Source organism: Nocardia bhagyanarayanae, assembly GCF_006716565.1.
GTDB lineage: Bacteria > Actinomycetota > Actinomycetes > Mycobacteriales > Mycobacteriaceae > Nocardia > Nocardia bhagyanarayanae.
Genome location: NZ_VFPG01000001.1, coordinates 231,039 through 246,376, shown reverse-complemented (window position 1 = coordinate 246,376; position 15,338 = coordinate 231,039). Strand labels below are relative to the sequence as shown.

Below are 15,338 nucleotides of genomic sequence, written 5' to 3'. Positions count from 1 at the left end.
GACGCTAGTTTCGACAATGAAGCAATACCCAGCAAGTGATATTATTTCAAGATGGAAACCATTGGCGCTGAGCAGCTGAAACAATTGCAAACCGCGGAGTGCCCGGGTTGCGGTGTGGAGCGCACGCTGAAGGTTCTCGACGGAAAATGGACGACGCTGATCGTCCGCGAACTGCTCTCCGGCCCCAAGCGCTTCGGCGACCTCCGCACCGCGCTGGGTTCGCCGAGCGCCAAGACCCTCACCGACCGCCTGCGCGCTCTCGAACACCAGCGCATCCTCACCCGAACCGTCTACGCCGAAGTGCCGCCGCGCGTCGTCTACCGACTCACCGAAGACGGCGAGAGCCTCAGCGGCGTCCTGTACGCGATGCTGAAGTGGGGCGAGGAACACCCGCTCGTCGGGAGCTGACGCCCGAGGCCGGCCACGCCGCTGTGAACGGTCGAGACGTCGCCGAACGTGCCCGGCCGCTGTGATGCTGCCGACAAACACCGGGCGGGGGCCGGGCGGGGGTCGGTACTCTCGAACATCGTGAATCTGACGGCTGCCCGGATGGCGTTCGGTGCGACGGAGATCGCCTATCGCGATTCGGGAGCGGCCGGCGAGACGCCCGTTGTGCTGGTGCACGGCATGGGCGGGGACGGGCACACCTGGGATCGCTTCGCGCGCCGGCTGGCGCAGGAGGGGCGGCGGGTGATCATCCCCGACCTGCGCGGGCACGGCCGCAGCTCGCACACCGATTCTTACCACTTCGACGAGTTCGGCGCCGACGTGCTGCGCCTGTGCGAGCACCTCGGGCTGAGCCAGGTGGATCTGGTCGGGCACTCGCTGGGTGGTTACGCGGTGTCCTGCGTCGCGCAGGAGCGGCCCGAGCTGGTGCGCAGGCTGGTCATCGAGGAATGCCCGCTGCCGCTGCGCTCCGGTGACGAGGAACTCCGGCTGACCCGCCGGTTCCCGACTTTGCCGGAACTCTGGCACGCCACGACCAGCCTGCTCCTGCATCCGCGCGCCGTCCTCGCCTTCGACCGCTCGATGACTCGCACCGCGCTGGAACAGTTCCGCAAGCCGAATCCGGAATGGTGGGACCGGCTGGCCGACATCACCGCTCCCACGCTGGTGCTGCGCGGCGGACCGGGCGGCATGGTCGATCTCGCGAAGCTCGAGGTGCTGCTCGGCTTGGTCGCCGACTGCACCGTCACCCCCTTCGCCTGCGGCCACAGCATTCACCGCGACCGCTATCGCGAATTCGAGGCCGCGGTGCTGCCGTTCCTCGCCGTGCCGTGAGAGAAGCCCGGCGCGCGGAATCTAGAGTGAAACGGTGTTCGTTACCGACAAGTCCGTCCGGGATGCCCGTCATCGGGTGAGCGCGCGGTGAACGCGTTCGACGGCATGCTGTGCTCGGCGGCGTCGGCCGACGTTCCGCTGCCCGGCACCGCGACGCGGGTGAGCAGCTGGCTCTGCGTCGAACACCCCGGCGCGTGGGGTAGGGACGTGATCGGCGACGAGGTGCTCGGGCCGGAGATCAGCGCGGAGCTCGCCGCGCGTACCACCGCCGCGCGCGCCCGCCCGACCCTGATCCGCCGCCCTGGTCGTACCGAATTCACCGGTGTCCGAACGGTTCTGCTGGTCAACTCGCGCGCCGAGGGCGGCTGGTGCGAGCGGCTCGAGATCACCGACCTGAAGCAGTTGCTCGAAATCGATCTGCACCTGCTCGACGGACCGCCGCCCGGCATCGGCGAGCCGGTGACCGACCCGCTGGTCCTGGTCTGCGCGCACGGCAAGCGCGACCAATGCTGCGCCATGCTCGGTCGTCCCATCGCCGCCACCCTCGCGACCGCACACCCCGACCGGGTCTGGGAGTGCTCGCACACCGGCGGCCACCGCTTCGCGCCCGCCATGGTGCTGCTGCCCTCGGGACTCACGTACGGCCGCGTCGACGCCGCCGCCGCGACCGCCGCCGTGGCGGCCGTCCACCGCGGTGAGGTCGCGCTCACCGGTTTGCGTGGGCGCAGCGGGCACCGGCCGGTCGAACAGGTCGCCGAACTCGCGGTGCGGGCGGAGATCGCCGCGGGTCTCGACGAACTCACCGTTCGAGTCGATGCCGAAACAGACTTCACCGCAACCGATCCCACGCACGCGGGTAGCGCGCTGGTCACCCACCGGGACGGCAGGCGCTGGCGCGTCACCGCGCGGACGGTCGCTTACGCCCCGCGCCAGGCCAGTTGCGGCGCGGGCGCCAAACCGGTCACCGCCCTCGTCGCGGATACGATCCAGTCGCTGCCCTGATGGCGTACGCACGGCCGTCCGATCATCGAGCCTTGGGTGGCCTCAGTGCTGGATCAAGCCGCCGACGGGGACCGGCGCGACGTGGCCGGTCTCCGGAAGGGTCTGAGCCAGAGCGAGACCGATGTGTGGTCTCGCCGCTCGGTGGTACGTGACGCGCGAGCAGCACCCGCCCGTCCTCGATGCACACCGCGTACGCCGCCAGCCTGAAACTCATCCCCGTGACCTCCCTCCGGACCCTATCTCGTCATCTCCGTGCGACATTCGGCTCCACCGAAGTTTCGCTTGTGGGCATGCGGGTTCGGATGCTGGCGGGACCGGGCACAGTACGGGGCGGGTAATGTCCCGACGGCAAGCGCACTGGTCGAGGGAGGGACGAGATGACGGCACCGCCGTGGGGATCGAACGTGCCGGGATATCCGCCCGGCCATCCCGCGCAACCCGGCTATCCAGCTTCGCCGCCGGGTTATCCCGCCCCTTCACCGCACGGACGACCGGCTCCACCCCCGCCCGGCTATCCGGTTCCGCCGCAAGGGCATTCCGTCACGCCGCCGCATGGGCAACCGGCTCCACCTCCGCCCGGCTACCCGCAGCACCCCCACGCCGCTCCGCCGGGCTACCCGCATCCCGCTCCGCCGCCGCTCGAATTCCCCGGCACCCCCGCCGTCCGGGCCTACCTCACCGCGGTCACCCACCACATGACCCGCGGCCGCATGCAGATCGCCCAGCACATGGTCGGTCCGCTGATGAGCTTGGTCGGCGTCAACGCGGTGATAGCGACCGCGCTGAACCCGATCGATTTCGTGCTCTGCGTCGCCACGCTGGAGGAGATCTCACCGGCCGCCGTCGACGACTTCCCGCGCCACGTGGACGGTTTCGCCAAAAATCAGCGCAGGCGTAGCTTCCTCGGGGTGAAGGGCGGCGCGATGGGCGTGGCCGCGCTGGTGTCCGAACGCGTGCACCCCGCTGCCGTGCAGGCGCTGCGGAACCGGCCGATGAGCTGGGGCTCGGTGGTGACGCCCGCGATCGTGGATCTCGGGAACCGCCGGCTGCATATCGCCTCCAACACCCCTGCCGTCGGCCTGGCGATGTGGCACGGTGTGCGCTCGCAGGCGCGGGCGTACCTGCCGGAGCCGCGTCAGGTGCTGGGGTAGCGCGTCCAGAGCCCGCGGGACCTCGCCGTGCAGGTCACCAGTGGGTGCCGGGCACCCAGCGCGCGGCGCGGCGCAGCACGGTGCCGGTGACCCGGCGCGCGGTCGACGGCTCTCGCGGTTCCCATTGCGGGGCAACGGGTTCCGATTCTTCCTCGGTATCGGTGGTCTCGCCTTTCGCGGCGGGGGAGTCCGGCAGCGCGCGGTAGTAACGGTGCAGGACGCGATCGCGGAACTTGGGTGTGAGCAGCGCGCCGTACTCCGCGATGGTGCCAATCGGGACGTCGATCCGCTTGGGACGCTCGGTGAGCGCGCGCACGATCGTGGCCGCCGCCCACTCGGGCGATTCGGACGGACCCTGATCGCCGCTCGGGGTGATCATCGGTGTGCGTACCAGCGGCATGTGGATGGTGGTGAAGGTGACGCCGTCGGCCATGGTCTCCACGGCCGCCACCTCGGTGAACTTGTCCAGCGCCGCCTTGCTCGCGAGGTACGCGGAGAACCGGGGAGTCGCGACTTGCACACCGGCGCTGCTGATTTGGACGATGTGCCCGAACTTGCGCTCGCGCATCTGCGGCAGCAGGGCCAGCGTCATGCGCAGCGCGCCGAAATAGTTCACCGCCATGGTCCGCTCGAAGTCGTGCAGGCGGTCGGTGGAGCGGTGGATGGCGCGGCGGATCGAGCGGCCCGCGTTGTTCACCAGCATGTCGACGTGGCCGTGCTCGTCGAGGATGGTCTTGACGGTGTGGTCGACGGAATCGGAATCCGTGACGTCGCACTGGTATCCGTACGCCGAGCCGCCCGCGGCGCGGATCTCCTCGACCACGGACGCGAGTTCGTCGCCGCGGCGGGCCAGCAGGAACACCGTGGCGCCCTTGGCGGCCACCGCCACCGCGGCGGCCCGGCCGATGCCGGAGGAGGCGCCGGTGATGACGACGTGCCTGCCGGTCAGGTCCCGGTTGCGGCGGTTGCGTCGGATCTGCTCGCGCACACCGGCGTCGTCGGCGGAAGCTCGGTTCATCGGGATTGCTCCTTTGTCGCGTCAACGGTGACGGCTTGGAATGGGCAAGAACTTACTCTGAAGTAAGTTTACTCGCCAAGTGGCGCTCGTCACGCTCGAAGACGCGTTCGAAGAGCCTCGAATCCATCGAACATATGTGCGATACTCGTGCGCATGGCGGACGATCGGATGGCGGACATCTTTGCCGCGGTGCGGCTCGGCAGCGGGAATCCGGAAGCGGCGCGCCGCGCGCTCGGTGCGCTGTGGGAGGAACTAGATCCGTCCGGTGATCCCTTGCAGCGCTGCGTGATCGCGCATCACCTCGCCGTCCTGCAGGAAACGGACGAGGAGGCGCTGCGCTGGGATCAGCGCGCGCTCGCCGCGGTGTTCGGCCCCGGAATCCCGCTGGACGAGGGACTGCGCTGTTTCCTGCCCTCGCTGTACCTGAACCTGGCCGACAGTCATCGCAGGCTCGGTGATTTCGACGGCGCTCGGATGCAATTGGCGATCGCCCGCGGTCACCTGCGGATCCTGGCCGACGACGCGTACGGCGAGATGATCCGCGACGGGCTGGACCGGGTCGACGCCGCGGTTGCCGCCGGCTCCACCGAGCGGGTTCGAGAGGGCTGATCGGCGGGCGGGTGGCGGGTCGATGAGGGGCTCGCCGCCCGCTTGTTGCGACTCGGTATCCGTTGGGCGGACCCGCGCGCACCTTCGCATCTATCGAATGTATGTTCGAGATGAGGAGGTGACGTGTCATGGGTTGGAGCAACGGCCCGCCGACCTGGGCCGAATTGGAGCGGGTGCTGTCCGGCCGCCCCGGCCGGACCGATCCGGACGCCATGTACCCGGGCGACGGCGGCGACAGCCCGGCCTGGTCGCGCAAGCGCGAGCCGTACTCGGCCGAGCCGGTCCACCGCGACGGCCCGACCGTGCCGTACGCCGAACTGCACGCGCATTCCGCCTACAGCTTCCTCGACGGCGCCAGCCAGCCCGAAGAGCTGGTGGAGGAGGCGGTGCGGCTGGGGCTGGAGGCGATCGCGCTCACCGACCACGACGGCTTCTACGGCACCGTCCGCTTCGCGGAGGCGGCCAAGGAGCTGGGTATGGCGACCGTCTTCGGCGCGGAACTGTCGCTGGGTCCGCAGGACGTGCGGCGGCGCGCGCCGAAGACGGCCACGCACGCCGACGCGCCGGACTCCGCGCCGCGCACGGGCGCGCCGGATCCGGCCGGAGAACACCTGCTCGTGCTGGCCCGCGGCCAGGAGGGCTATCGGCGGCTGTCCCGCGAGATCGCCGCCGCGCACCTGGCGGCGGGGGAGAAGGGCATCCTCCGCTACGACCTCGACGTCCTCACCGCGGCGGCGGGCGAGCACTGGCACATCCTGACCGGCTGCCGCAAAGGGCACCTGCGCCGCGCGCTCGCCGAGGACCTGCGCGTGGGCGACACCCGCCTGGCGCGTGCCGAGGCCGCGCTGCGCGAACTCACCGAGCGTTTCGGCGCCGAACGGGTCGGCGTGGAACTCACCCACCACGGCGTCCCGGAGGACGACGAACGCAACGCCCACCTCATCGACCTCGCCGACCGGCTCGGTCTGCCCGTGATCGCCACCACCGGAGCGCATTTCGCCGCTCCGGCGCAACGCCGCCGCGCCATGGCGCTGGCCGCCATCCGGGCCAGGCAGAGCCTCGACGACATCGCGGGCTGGCTGGCGCCCACCGGCGGCGCGCATCTGCGCTCGGGCGCGGAGATGGCGCGGCTGTTCGCGGCCTGCCCCGACGCGGTGGCCAATGCCGCGGCGCTGGCCCGGGAATGCGCCTTCGATCTGCGCCTCATCGCGCCCCAACTGCCGCCCTTCGACGTGCCGGACGGCCACGACGAGAACTCCTGGCTGCGCGAACTCGCCCTGCGCGGCGCGGCCCGCCGCTACGGCTCGCGCGCGGCGAACCCGGCGGCCTACCACCAGATCGAACACGAGCTCGAGGTGATCGAGCAGCTCGGCTTCCCCGGCTACTTCCTGGTGGTGCACGACATCGTCAGCTTCTGCGCGGACAACGACATCCTGTGCCAGGGCCGCGGCTCGGCGGCCAACTCCGCGGTCTGCTACGCCATCGGGATCACCAACGTCGATCCGGTGGCCAATTCGCTGCTGTTCGAACGCTTCCTCTCGCCGGAGCGCGACGGACCACCCGATATCGACGTGGATATCGAATCCGATCGCCGGGAGGAGGCGATCCAGCACGTCTACGCCAAATACGGCCGCGAGTACGCCGCCCAGGTGGCCAATGTGATCACCTATCGCGGCAAGTCGGCGGTGCGCGATGCCGCACGGGCGCTCGGGTTTTCGCCGGGACAGCAGGACGCGTGGAGCAAACAGGTGAGCCGCTGGACCGGCGTCGCGGCCGAGACCGGCACCGACATCCCCGGCGAGGTGCTGCACCTGGCCGCCGATATCGAAGGTCTGCCAAGGCATTTGGGCATCCACTCCGGCGGCATGGTGATCTGCGACCGTCCCATCGCCGACGTGTGCCCGGTGGAATGGGCGCGCATGCCGGGCCGCAGCGTCTTGCAGTGGGACAAGGACGATTGCGCCGCGGTCGGGTTGGTGAAGTTCGACATGCTCGGGCTCGGCATGCTTTCCGCGCTGCACTACATGATCGATATGGTGCGCGAGCACAAGGGCATCGAGGTGGAGCTGCACAAGCTCGACCTGAAAGAGACCGCGGTCTACGAAATGCTTTCGCGGGCGGATTCGGTCGGCGTCTTCCAGGTGGAGTCGCGGGCTCAGATGGCGACCCTGCCCCGGCTGAAGCCGCGCGATTTCTACGACCTGGTCGTGCAGGTCGCGCTGATTCGGCCCGGGCCGATCCAGGGCGGCTCGGTGCACCCCTACATCCGCCGTCGCAACGAGCGCGAGAAATGGGATTACGACCATCCGGCACTGGAGAATTCGCTCGGCCGCACCCTCGGCGTGCCGCTGTTCCAGGAGCAGCTGATGCAGATGGCCGTCGACGTCGCCGGTTTCACCGCCGCCGAGGCCGATCAGCTGCGCCGCGCGATGGGTTCCAAACGCTCACCGGAACGCATGGAGCGGATCAAGGCCCGCCTCTACCAGGGCATGCGCGACCTGCACGGCATCACCGGCGAGATCGCCGACCGCATCTACGAGAAGCTCTACGCCTTCGCGAATTTCGGCTTCCCGGAAAGTCATTCGCAGAGTTTCGCCGCGCTGGTCTTCTATTCGGCGTGGTTCAAGCTGCACCATCACGCGGCGTTCACGGCCGGCTTGCTGCGCGCCCAGCCGATGGGCTTCTATTCCCCGCAATCCCTGGTCGCCGACGCGCGCAGGCACGGGATCGCGGTGCACGGCCCCGACATCAACGCCAGCCTGGCCGAGGCCACCCTGGAGGCGGCGGGCACCGAGGTCCGGCTCGGGCTGGCCGCCGTCCGCCACCTCGGCACGGACTTGGCCGAGCGGATCGTCGCCGCTCGGCGCGAACGCGGACCGTACACTTCGTTCCTCGACCTCACCGGACGGGTGGAACTCTCTGTCGCGCAGGCCGAATCGCTGGCCACCGCGGGCGCGCTCGGCAGTCTCGGCATCAGCAGGCGCGAGGCGCTGTGGGCGGCGGGCGCGGCGGCGGGGGAGCGCGCGGATCGGCTACCCGGCACCGGCGCCGCGACCACCGCCCCCGCCCTGCCCGGCATGAGCGAACTGGAACTCGCGGCCGCCGACGTGTGGGCCACCGGGATCTCACCGGGCAGCTACCCGACCGAATTCCTGCGCCCCCAGCTCGACGCGCTCGGCGCCGTCCCCGCCGCAGGCCTGCTCGCCGTCCCCGACGGTTCCCGTGTGCTGGTCGGCGGCGCGGTCACCCACCGCCAGCGCCCCGCCACCGCCGAGGGCGTCACCTTCCTCAACCTGGAGGACGAGACCGGCATGGTGAACGTCGTCTGCTCCGTAGGCCTCTGGGCCCGCTACCGCCGCCTCGCCCAGAGCGCCACCGCGCTCCTCATCCGCGGACGGGTGCAGAACGCGGAGGGCGCGGTCAGCGTCGTCGCGGAACATCTCCAACGACTCCATCTGCGGATCGACGGCAAGTCGCGCGACTTCCGCTGAGACGAACGCGGCGAACGAGTTCGGTGACCGCGCGAGGTGCGGCGGTTACGCTGCGAGCATGCGGAAGGTTGTTGTGCTGTGCGTCGCTTTGCTCGGCTTGGCGCTGCTCGTCGGCTGCGGCGGCGAGGAGCGGGCCGACTCCGGTGGTTCGCCGACCATCACGGGTGCTTCCGCGCCGGTGTCGCCGCCCGGGTTCCGGGAGCAGGCGCCCATGCCCGGCGACAGTCGCGGGCAGGACACCGACACCGTCGACCGCAAGGAGGTCGTCACCGGCAGCGTCGACATCACCGCGGGTGATCCGATCGCGGCCGCCGCGAAGGTCGCCGACCGGGTGCGCGAGGCGGGCGGCCGGGTGGACAGCCGCACCGAGCAGCCGGGCACCGACGACATAGACCCCAGCGCCTCGTTGACCGTGCGGGTGCCCGCCGACAAGACCGACGCGTTCGTGAACGGACTCGGCGGGATCGGCACCCTCACCAGGGTGAGCACCAACCGCGACGACGTCACCATGCAGTGGGAGGACCTGGACGCCAGGATCAAGGCTTTGCAGGCATCGGTCGATCGGCTGCGCGCGCTGATCACCGGCGCCGCAACCACCGCCGATCTCATCGCCGCCGAGCAGGCGCTGGCCAGCCGCCAAGGGGAACTCGACAGCCTCACCGCCCAGAAGCGCCACCTCGACGATCAGGTCGCGCTGTCCACCCTCACCATCGAGATCACCACCGCCGACAAGGGATCCGACGAGGGACCGAGCAACTTCTGGGACGGCATCGTCGCGGGCTGGAACTCGCTGGTCGACTGGCTGAAGGACGCGATCGTGTTCACCGGCAAAGCGATTCCCTGGCTCGGCTTCCTCGCGATCGTCGGCGCCCTCGTCTTCGCCGTCGTCCGCTTGCTGCGCCGCAAGCGTCGCCCGACCGAAAGCCCTTCCACCACAGCGATTCCCGCAGCTAACCGAACAGGAGCCCCCGATGCCGCCGACGGTGGTCAGGGCGATCATCAAACCCAACAGCCGTAAAGGCCCACTGGTCGAACCACTTCCGGACGGCACCCTCCAGCTCTACGTCCGCGCCCCCGCCGTCGAAGGCAAGGCCAACAAGGCCGCGATCGAACTCCTCGCCACCCACTACAACGTCCCCAAAACCGCCGTCCGCCTCACCGCGGGCGCCACCTCCCGCTTCAAGCGTTTCGAGATCGAGGACTGAGCGGCGGCCTCAGAACTCGAGTTCGGTCCACGGAATGCTGATCGGGAACGGGAAATCGAACTCGATACCGTTCGGGGCGTCGCGCGTCCATTCCCCGGTGAGCAGATAGTTGGAGGGCCGCAGCGGGCGAACTCCGTCGGGGAGCTGCCCATATCCGGTTTCGAGTCCGTAGACCTGGACGATGTCTATGGCGCTGTCGTCGCGGGCGAGCGTCACCTCCCAGTACCAGGGGATGCCACCGCCGGCGTAGCGCGCCTTCTTGGCTTCGATGTCGGATTGGGTGTTGCCCGGGGAGAGCACTTCACCGACCAGCAGGACATCACCGGCGCGAACATCTTGGTATGGCCGTTCCAGGCAGCGGTGTACGAGGAAGCCGGGTGTCACGAAGTCGGAATTGCCGGTCCTGCCGAAGAAGACGTTGGTCTCCAGGTTCGCGCGCCAGCAGTGCTCGGTATTGGACGACATGTCCTTACGCGCAAGGCTTTCGAGCGCATTCGTCAATCGGCGGGTGAACGTCTGGTGTTCGCCGGGGCCACGGCGCAGCCAGACCACCCGCCCGTTCCACAGCTCGATCTGCGCGGCGATCTCGGCGGGTAGCTTCTCCAGTTCCTCCCATGTCAGGTGGGTGGGAAGCTTCGGCTGCTCGCCGTGCGGCTCTGGCATGCCGTAAATGGTAGCCGTGCCGCTGTCAGATTCCGCCGGGAAAGCCCAGTTGGCGCCAGGCTTCGTAGACGGTGACGGCGGCGGCGTTGGAGAGGTTCATGGAGCGGCGGCCGGGGAGCATGGGGATGCGCAGGTGGGCGGTGACGTGGGGGTCGTCGAGGACGTGGTCGGGGAGGCCGGTGGGTTCGGTGCCGAAGAGCAGGACGTCGCCGGGTTGGTAGGCGATGTCGGTGTAGCGGGTCGTCGACTTGGTGGTGAAGGCGTAGACGCGTTCCGGTCGCAGCGCCGCCCAGGCGGCGGACAGGCTCTCGTGCACGGTGACCGAGGCGAGATCGTGATAGTCCAGCCCGGCCCGGCGCAGCTTGGACTCCGAGAGGTCGAACCCCAGCGGCTCGATCAGGTGCAGCTCACAGCCGGTCCCGGCGACCAGACGGATCGCGTTTCCGGTGTTCGGCGGAATGCACGGCTCGTGGAACATCAGGCGGAACACGCACCAAGTCAATCAGGCGCCGCCGCCGCCCAGTAGACGGGCTACCGGCGAAACCGAGTTCTCCGGGCACGAGTCGAAGGGCGGCGCCGGAGTCCGGCCGAGCGGCCCGTGGGGAATGCGGCGGCGGGTCAGGCCGGTGCGATGGGGTGCGGGTCGGTGGGGGCGCGTCTGCAAGAATCGGTGCCGTGACGGATCTCGACGCGTCCGCTGGACGACACGCAGGCGGTAGTCGTGCCGCGCAGTTCCTGCGCTGTCACCTGCCGATGGTGGTCGTCGTGCTCGTCGTCGTGGTCGCGGTGGTCTTCGTCGCGTCGGATCGGTGGCGGCGCGGTGCGCTGTTCTTCGGTGGGGCGACGTTGTTGGCGGCGGCCTTCCGGCTCTGCCTGCCGACCGCGCGGGTCGGGCTGCTCGCGGTGCGCAGCAAGCCGTTCGACGTGGGCGCGCTGAGTTTGCTCGGCTCCGCCATCGTCTTCCTCGCCGCCACCATCAACACGCTCGGCGTCGGCTGAGGCCGACGCATCGCGCACCGGACCCGTGCGCCGGGTCGGGTGCGCGTGAGTCCTCCGCTCAGGCTGGATATCGTTCGCTGAAGACGGTCCGGTCGCGTTCGCGGCGGCCGGGATGCGGCACCGCCGCCGCGGGGTAGCCGACCGCCACCATCACCGCGATGGCCAGATCGTCCCGATCATCGATGCCGATGGCCTCCTTGACCAGCTCGGGATCCCAGCCGTTCATCGGCGCCGAGGCCAGCCCGAGGCTGGCCGCCGCGAGCATCACGTACGTCGCGGCGATCATCGCGTTCTTCACGGCGTTCTCCCTGAGCAGTCCACGCTGCTCCAGTGCGTGGAATTCGGCTCGGGACTCGAACGAGGCCAGGAATTCGGCGTTCCACGCGCCGTTGCGCCCGGCCAACTCCGCGATGTCGCCATTGCCCGCCCGCCAGGCAGCCGGGTCGGCGACGAAGACCAGCATCACCGGCGCCTCGAGCGGTTGTGGCTGCCCGAAAGCCGCCTCGGACAGTGCTTTTCGACCGGCATCGCTTGTCACCACCACGATCGACCGGTCCTGCATGTTCCAGGCGCTCGGGGCCTGCACCGCGAGATCGAGCAGTTCGTCGAGGAGTTCCGTGGCGATCGGGGTCGGCCGATAGTGGCGGACCGTGCGACGGATTCGGATGGCGTCGGGAACCGAAAGTGCCTGTGCGTTCATGATTCTCACTATCGGAGAGCGACGCACTATTGGGAAGAAGGCACTTTTGGGTTCGTTACACTCGGAGGAGTGCGTACGATTCACGAGGCCAGTGGGCTGCCCGCCGATATCTACTCCGCGAAGTGCCCCACACGGCAGGTGCTCGACCATGTCGCGGGCAAATGGACGGTGCTGATCGTCGACGCGCTCGCCGAGGGCACGTTGCGCTACACCGACCTGCGACGCCGCATCGAAGGAATCTCCCAGAAGATGCTGACGCAGACCCTGCGTCAGCTCGAGGCCGATGGATTCGTCACGCGCACAGTGCATCCCACCGTCCCACCGCGTGTCGACTACACGCTCACCGAGCTGGGCCACAGCCTGCGCGTCCCCATCGCGGCCCTGCGCGACTGGATCGAGACCAATATCAACCGCATCGAGGATGCCCGCCGCCGCGCGGGCGCTTGACGAGGGGCGCACCGGCGGTTCCATCGTCTCTCCGCCGTCGCGGACACGCAGCGGGGCGACAGCGGTGGACGCGTCAGCGGTTCTCGCGTGCCAACCGCATGGTCTCGATGAGCAACTTCGAAACCGCCGCCGCCTCGGTCAGGAACCCGTCGTGCCCGTCACGCGAATGCACCACTTCCAGCCGGGCGCAGCCGGGTAGCGCGTCGGCCAGTTCCTGCTGCGTGCGCAACGGGTAGAGCCGGTCGGAGTCCACGCCGCCGACCACGCAGGGCACCGGCGTCGCGGCGAGCGCGGCCTCGATACCGCCGCGTCCGCGCCCGACGTCGTGCCGGTTCATCGCCTCGGTGAGCAGCACGTAGGTGGCGGGATCGAAACGCTTGCACAGCTTTTCGGCCTGGTGGTCCAGGTAGCTCTGCACCGCGTAGCGCCCGCCGCGCCACGGATCCTCCGAGCCCTGGGCGTGGTTCTCGAAGCGGTGGTCGAGTTCGCCCTCGGTGCGGTAGGTCAGGTGCGCGATGCGGCGCGCGATGCCCATGCCGGTCATCGGTGCGCGACCGGTGTCGTGGTAGTCGCCGCCCTGCCAGTCCGGGTCGGCCTTGATGGCGGCGATCTGGGTGGTCTGGGTGCCGATCTGGTCGGCGGTGGCGCGCGCGCCGACGGCCAGCACCAGCGCCGCCGCGACCCGTTCGGGCGCACCGATCATCCACTCCAGCACCCGCATGCCGCCCATCGATCCGCCGACGACGGCGGCCAGCCGCTCGATGCCGAGCAGATCCAGCAGGGCGGCCTCGGCGCTCACCTGATCGCGGATGGAGATCTCCGGGAAACGCGAGCCCCACGGCTTGCCGTCCGGCGCGAGCGACGACGGTCCGGTGCTGCCCTTACAGCCGCCGAGCACGTTGGTCGCGATCACACACCATTCGTCGGTGTCCACCGGCGCGCCCGGCCCGACCATGCCCTCCCACCAGCCGGGCTGGGCGTGGATGTCGTCGGGTGTGCCGACGACGTGCGAGTCACCGGTCAGAGCGTGCTCGACGAGCACCACATTGTCCAGGGCCGGGGACAGTTCGCCCCACCGCTGCACGGCGAGGTGCACGTTCGGGATCACCGCGCCGCTTTCCAGCCGCACGTCCCCGATGGCGATGACGCCCGGCCGTCCGTCCGGCGGCGGCAGCAGGCCGACGCCGGACTCGATGCTCTGATCGGCGCTCACGGTCACGTCGTCGCCGCCGTGAATCCGGCGCGCAGATCGGCCAGAATGTCGTCGATTCCCTCGATGCCCACGGCGAGGCGGACCAGCCCCGGGGTGACGCCGGAGGCGAGCTGTTGCTCGGGCGTGAGTTGGGAGTGCGTCGTCGATGCCGGATGGATCACCAGGGAACGCACATCCCCGATGTTGGCCACGTGGCTGTGCAGGACCAACGCGTCCACGAACTTCTTGCCCGCGTCGACGCCGCCGCGCAGCTCGAACGAGACGATCGCGCCGGTCCCCTTCGGCGCCAGTCGCTTGGCCCGCTCGTGCCAAGGCGAGCTGGGCAGTCCCGCGTAGTGGACCGATTCGACGGCCGGATGCTCGGCCAAGAACTCGGCGACCGCCTGCGCGTTGGCGACGTGGCGCTCGATGCGCAGGCTCAGCGTCTCGATGCCCTGCGCGATGAGGAAGGCGTTGAACGGTGAGACCGCCGCGCCCAGATCGCGGAGCAGCTGCACACGGGCCTTCAGCGCGTAGGCGGGCGCGCCCAGGTCGGCGAAGACCGCGCCGTGGTAGCTCGGGTCCGGGGTGGTGAAGCCGGGGTAGCGCGGCTCGCCCTTGTCGTCGCGGACGGTCCAGTCGAACTTTCCGCCGTCGACGATCGCGCCGGCGATGGCCGCGCCGTGCCCGCCCAGGTACTTGGTGGCCGAGTGCACCACGATGTCGGCGCCGTGCGCCAGCGGCTGGATCAGGTAAGGGGTCGCGACGGTGTTGTCCACGATCAGCGGGATCCCCGCGGCGTGCGCGACCTCGGCGATACCGGGGATGTCGAACACGGCACTGCTGGGATTGGCGATGGTCTCGCCGAAGAACGCCTTGGTGTTGGGCCGGATCGCGGCGCGCCACTGGTCGAGATCGTCCGGGTCCTCGACGAACGAGACCTCGATGCCGAGCTTGGGCAGCGAGTAGTGGAAGAGGTTGTAGGTGCCGCCGTACAGGTGCGGGCTGGACACGATGTGGTCGCCCGCCGAAGCCAGGTTCAGGATCGCGTAGGTCTCCGCGGCCTGCCCGGAGGCGAGCAGCAGCGCGGCGACACCGCCTTCCAGCGCGGCGATGCGCTGCTCGACCACGTCCTGGGTCGGGTTCATGATGCGGGTGTAGATGTTGCCCGGCTCGGCCAGCCCGAACAGCGCCGCCGCGTGGTCGGTGTCGCGGAAGGCGTAGGAAGTGGTCTGGTAGATCGGCAGGGCGCGGGCGCCGGTGCTCGGATCGGGGGCTTGGCCCGCATGCACCTGCTTGGTCTCGAAGGACCAACGGGCAGGATCGAACTCGGCCGCGACGGGGTCGGTCATGTCATGCTCCACAAGAGTTGTTCGCCGGACTAACGAGATCGGTGATGCGGTCTATCCAGGACAACACATTTCCGGGAACCTCCTGACAGCGCGCTTGCCCTCGACCTTCGAGGGCCCGGTCATCACCCGGAGCACCCCACCGCTGCTGGAGGGTTGCCGTCCAGCGAGCCGGGGCTTGGCGCTGGCACTCATGACCTGACGGACATGGTAGCTGGCGGGCGGCCAATG

16 protein-coding genes and 1 riboswitch are annotated in these 15,338 nt (G+C 69.5%); of the genes, 10 read left to right on the top strand and 6 right to left on the bottom strand.

From position 1 onward, the window contains the following. Positions 1–51 precede the first annotated feature (51 nt). The 4 genes from FB390_RS01060 to FB390_RS34035 all read left to right on the top strand — a co-directional run bounded on the left by FB390_RS01060 (position 52) and on the right by FB390_RS34035 (position 3,434). On the top strand, positions 52–408 hold the full coding sequence (locus FB390_RS01060) for a winged helix-turn-helix transcriptional regulator (protein WP_141807265.1): 357 nt from the start codon (positions 52–54) through the stop codon (positions 406–408). 141 nt (positions 409–549) lie between these two features. Beyond that, entirely contained in the window at positions 550–1,281 is a 732-nt protein-coding gene (locus FB390_RS01055; protein ID WP_141811472.1) for an alpha/beta fold hydrolase, read from the top strand. A 105-nt stretch (positions 1,282–1,386) separates the two neighbouring features. Further along, entirely contained in the window at positions 1,387–2,283 is an 897-nt protein-coding gene (locus FB390_RS01050) for a ferredoxin family protein (protein ID WP_141811471.1), read from the top strand. Between the two features lie 377 nt (positions 2,284–2,660). Beyond that, complete coding sequence (locus tag FB390_RS34035; RefSeq protein WP_246123799.1) at positions 2,661–3,434, top strand: hypothetical protein; 774 nt, start codon at positions 2,661–2,663, stop codon at positions 3,432–3,434. Positions 3,435–3,468: 34 nt separating this feature from the next. Here the strand turns inward: FB390_RS34035 and FB390_RS01040 are convergent, their stop codons facing one another. After that, on the bottom strand, positions 3,469–4,452 hold the full coding sequence (locus tag FB390_RS01040; RefSeq protein ID WP_141807264.1) for an SDR family NAD(P)-dependent oxidoreductase: 984 nt from the start codon (positions 4,450–4,452) through the stop codon (positions 3,469–3,471). A 153-nt stretch (positions 4,453–4,605) separates the two neighbouring features. On the opposite strand from FB390_RS01040, the gene FB390_RS01035 reads away from it, so the two are divergent. The 4 genes from FB390_RS01035 to FB390_RS01020 all read left to right on the top strand — a co-directional run bounded on the left by FB390_RS01035 (position 4,606) and on the right by FB390_RS01020 (position 9,757). Further along, positions 4,606–5,061, top strand: a complete 456-nt coding sequence (locus FB390_RS01035) for a hypothetical protein (protein ID WP_141807263.1) — start codon at positions 4,606–4,608, stop codon at positions 5,059–5,061. Between the two features lie 128 nt (positions 5,062–5,189). Next, positions 5,190–8,552 carry an error-prone DNA polymerase gene (locus FB390_RS01030; protein ID WP_141807262.1) on the top strand — a complete coding sequence of 1,121 codons (3,363 nt, stop codon included), beginning with the start codon at positions 5,190–5,192 and terminating at the stop codon, positions 8,550–8,552. Positions 8,553–8,610: 58 nt separating this feature from the next. After that, on the top strand, positions 8,611–9,570 hold the full coding sequence (locus tag FB390_RS01025) for a DUF4349 domain-containing protein (RefSeq protein WP_141807261.1): 960 nt from the start codon (positions 8,611–8,613) through the stop codon (positions 9,568–9,570). Then, positions 9,524–9,757, top strand: coding sequence for a DUF167 domain-containing protein (locus FB390_RS01020; RefSeq protein WP_141807260.1), 234 nt, complete (start codon positions 9,524–9,526; stop codon positions 9,755–9,757). The genes FB390_RS01025 and FB390_RS01020 overlap by 47 nt, the downstream gene beginning before the upstream one ends. Before the next feature lie 9 nt (positions 9,758–9,766). Here FB390_RS01020 and FB390_RS01015 read toward each other — a convergent pair whose 3' ends face one another. Together FB390_RS01015 and FB390_RS01010 are read right to left on the bottom strand one after the other, a co-directional pair. Then, entirely contained in the window at positions 9,767–10,420 is a 654-nt protein-coding gene (locus FB390_RS01015; RefSeq protein WP_141807259.1) for a Uma2 family endonuclease, read from the bottom strand. A gap of 25 nt (positions 10,421–10,445) precedes the next feature. Further along, positions 10,446–10,910: a tRNA (cytidine(34)-2'-O)-methyltransferase gene (locus tag FB390_RS01010; protein WP_141807258.1), complete on the bottom strand. Its 465-nt coding sequence runs from the start codon at positions 10,908–10,910 to the stop codon at positions 10,446–10,448. 263 nt (positions 10,911–11,173) lie between these two features. Between FB390_RS01010 and FB390_RS01005 the strand changes: the two genes are divergently transcribed. Then, complete coding sequence (locus FB390_RS01005; RefSeq protein ID WP_141811470.1) at positions 11,174–11,419, top strand: DUF3017 domain-containing protein; 246 nt, start codon at positions 11,174–11,176, stop codon at positions 11,417–11,419. Positions 11,420–11,477: 58 nt separating this feature from the next. On the opposite strand, the gene FB390_RS01000 is transcribed toward FB390_RS01005, so the two are convergent. After that, complete coding sequence (locus FB390_RS01000) at positions 11,478–12,119, bottom strand: nitroreductase family protein (RefSeq protein ID WP_141807257.1); 642 nt, start codon at positions 12,117–12,119, stop codon at positions 11,478–11,480. Between the two features lie 69 nt (positions 12,120–12,188). Here FB390_RS01000 and FB390_RS00995 point away from each other — a divergent pair, with 69 nt between their 5' ends. Continuing rightward, the gene (locus FB390_RS00995) at positions 12,189–12,566 is read left to right on the top strand and encodes a winged helix-turn-helix transcriptional regulator (RefSeq protein ID WP_141807256.1); all 378 of its coding nucleotides are present in this window, start codon (positions 12,189–12,191) and stop codon (positions 12,564–12,566) included. Positions 12,567–12,639: 73 nt separating this feature from the next. Here the strand turns inward: FB390_RS00995 and metX are convergent, their stop codons facing one another. Together metX and FB390_RS00985 are read right to left on the bottom strand one after the other, a co-directional pair. Further along, on the bottom strand, positions 12,640–13,785 hold the full coding sequence (metX, locus tag FB390_RS00990) for a homoserine O-acetyltransferase MetX (RefSeq protein WP_141807255.1): 1,146 nt from the start codon (positions 13,783–13,785) through the stop codon (positions 12,640–12,642). Then, the gene (locus tag FB390_RS00985) at positions 13,782–15,110 is read right to left on the bottom strand and encodes a bifunctional o-acetylhomoserine/o-acetylserine sulfhydrylase (RefSeq protein WP_141807254.1); all 1,329 of its coding nucleotides are present in this window, start codon (positions 15,108–15,110) and stop codon (positions 13,782–13,784) included. The genes metX and FB390_RS00985 overlap by 4 nt, the downstream gene beginning before the upstream one ends. 85 nt (positions 15,111–15,195) lie before the next feature. Next, a riboswitch (SAM riboswitch) is annotated at positions 15,196–15,306 on the bottom strand. Positions 15,307–15,338 lie beyond the last annotated feature (32 nt).

Coding starts and splice junctions, on each gene's coding strand:
- FB390_RS01060 (WP_141807265.1), top strand. CDS start 52: ATGGAAACCATTGGCGCTGAGCAGCTGAAACAATTGCAAACCGCGGAG.
- FB390_RS01055 (WP_141811472.1), top strand. CDS start 550: ATGGCGTTCGGTGCGACGGAGATCGCCTATCGCGATTCGGGAGCGGCC.
- FB390_RS01050 (WP_141811471.1), top strand. CDS start 1,387: ATGCTGTGCTCGGCGGCGTCGGCCGACGTTCCGCTGCCCGGCACCGCG.
- FB390_RS34035 (WP_246123799.1), top strand. CDS start 2,661: ATGACGGCACCGCCGTGGGGATCGAACGTGCCGGGATATCCGCCCGGC.
- FB390_RS01040 (WP_141807264.1), bottom strand. CDS start 4,452: ATGAACCGAGCTTCCGCCGACGACGCCGGTGTGCGCGAGCAGATCCGA.
- FB390_RS01035 (WP_141807263.1), top strand. CDS start 4,606: ATGGCGGACGATCGGATGGCGGACATCTTTGCCGCGGTGCGGCTCGGC.
- FB390_RS01030 (WP_141807262.1), top strand. CDS start 5,190: ATGGGTTGGAGCAACGGCCCGCCGACCTGGGCCGAATTGGAGCGGGTG.
- FB390_RS01025 (WP_141807261.1), top strand. CDS start 8,611: ATGCGGAAGGTTGTTGTGCTGTGCGTCGCTTTGCTCGGCTTGGCGCTG.
- FB390_RS01020 (WP_141807260.1), top strand. CDS start 9,524: ATGCCGCCGACGGTGGTCAGGGCGATCATCAAACCCAACAGCCGTAAA.
- FB390_RS01015 (WP_141807259.1), bottom strand. CDS start 10,420: ATGCCAGAGCCGCACGGCGAGCAGCCGAAGCTTCCCACCCACCTGACA.
- FB390_RS01005 (WP_141811470.1), top strand. CDS start 11,174: ATGGTGGTCGTCGTGCTCGTCGTCGTGGTCGCGGTGGTCTTCGTCGCG.
- FB390_RS01000 (WP_141807257.1), bottom strand. CDS start 12,119: ATGAACGCACAGGCACTTTCGGTTCCCGACGCCATCCGAATCCGTCGC.
- FB390_RS00985 (WP_141807254.1), bottom strand. CDS start 15,110: ATGACCGACCCCGTCGCGGCCGAGTTCGATCCTGCCCGTTGGTCCTTC.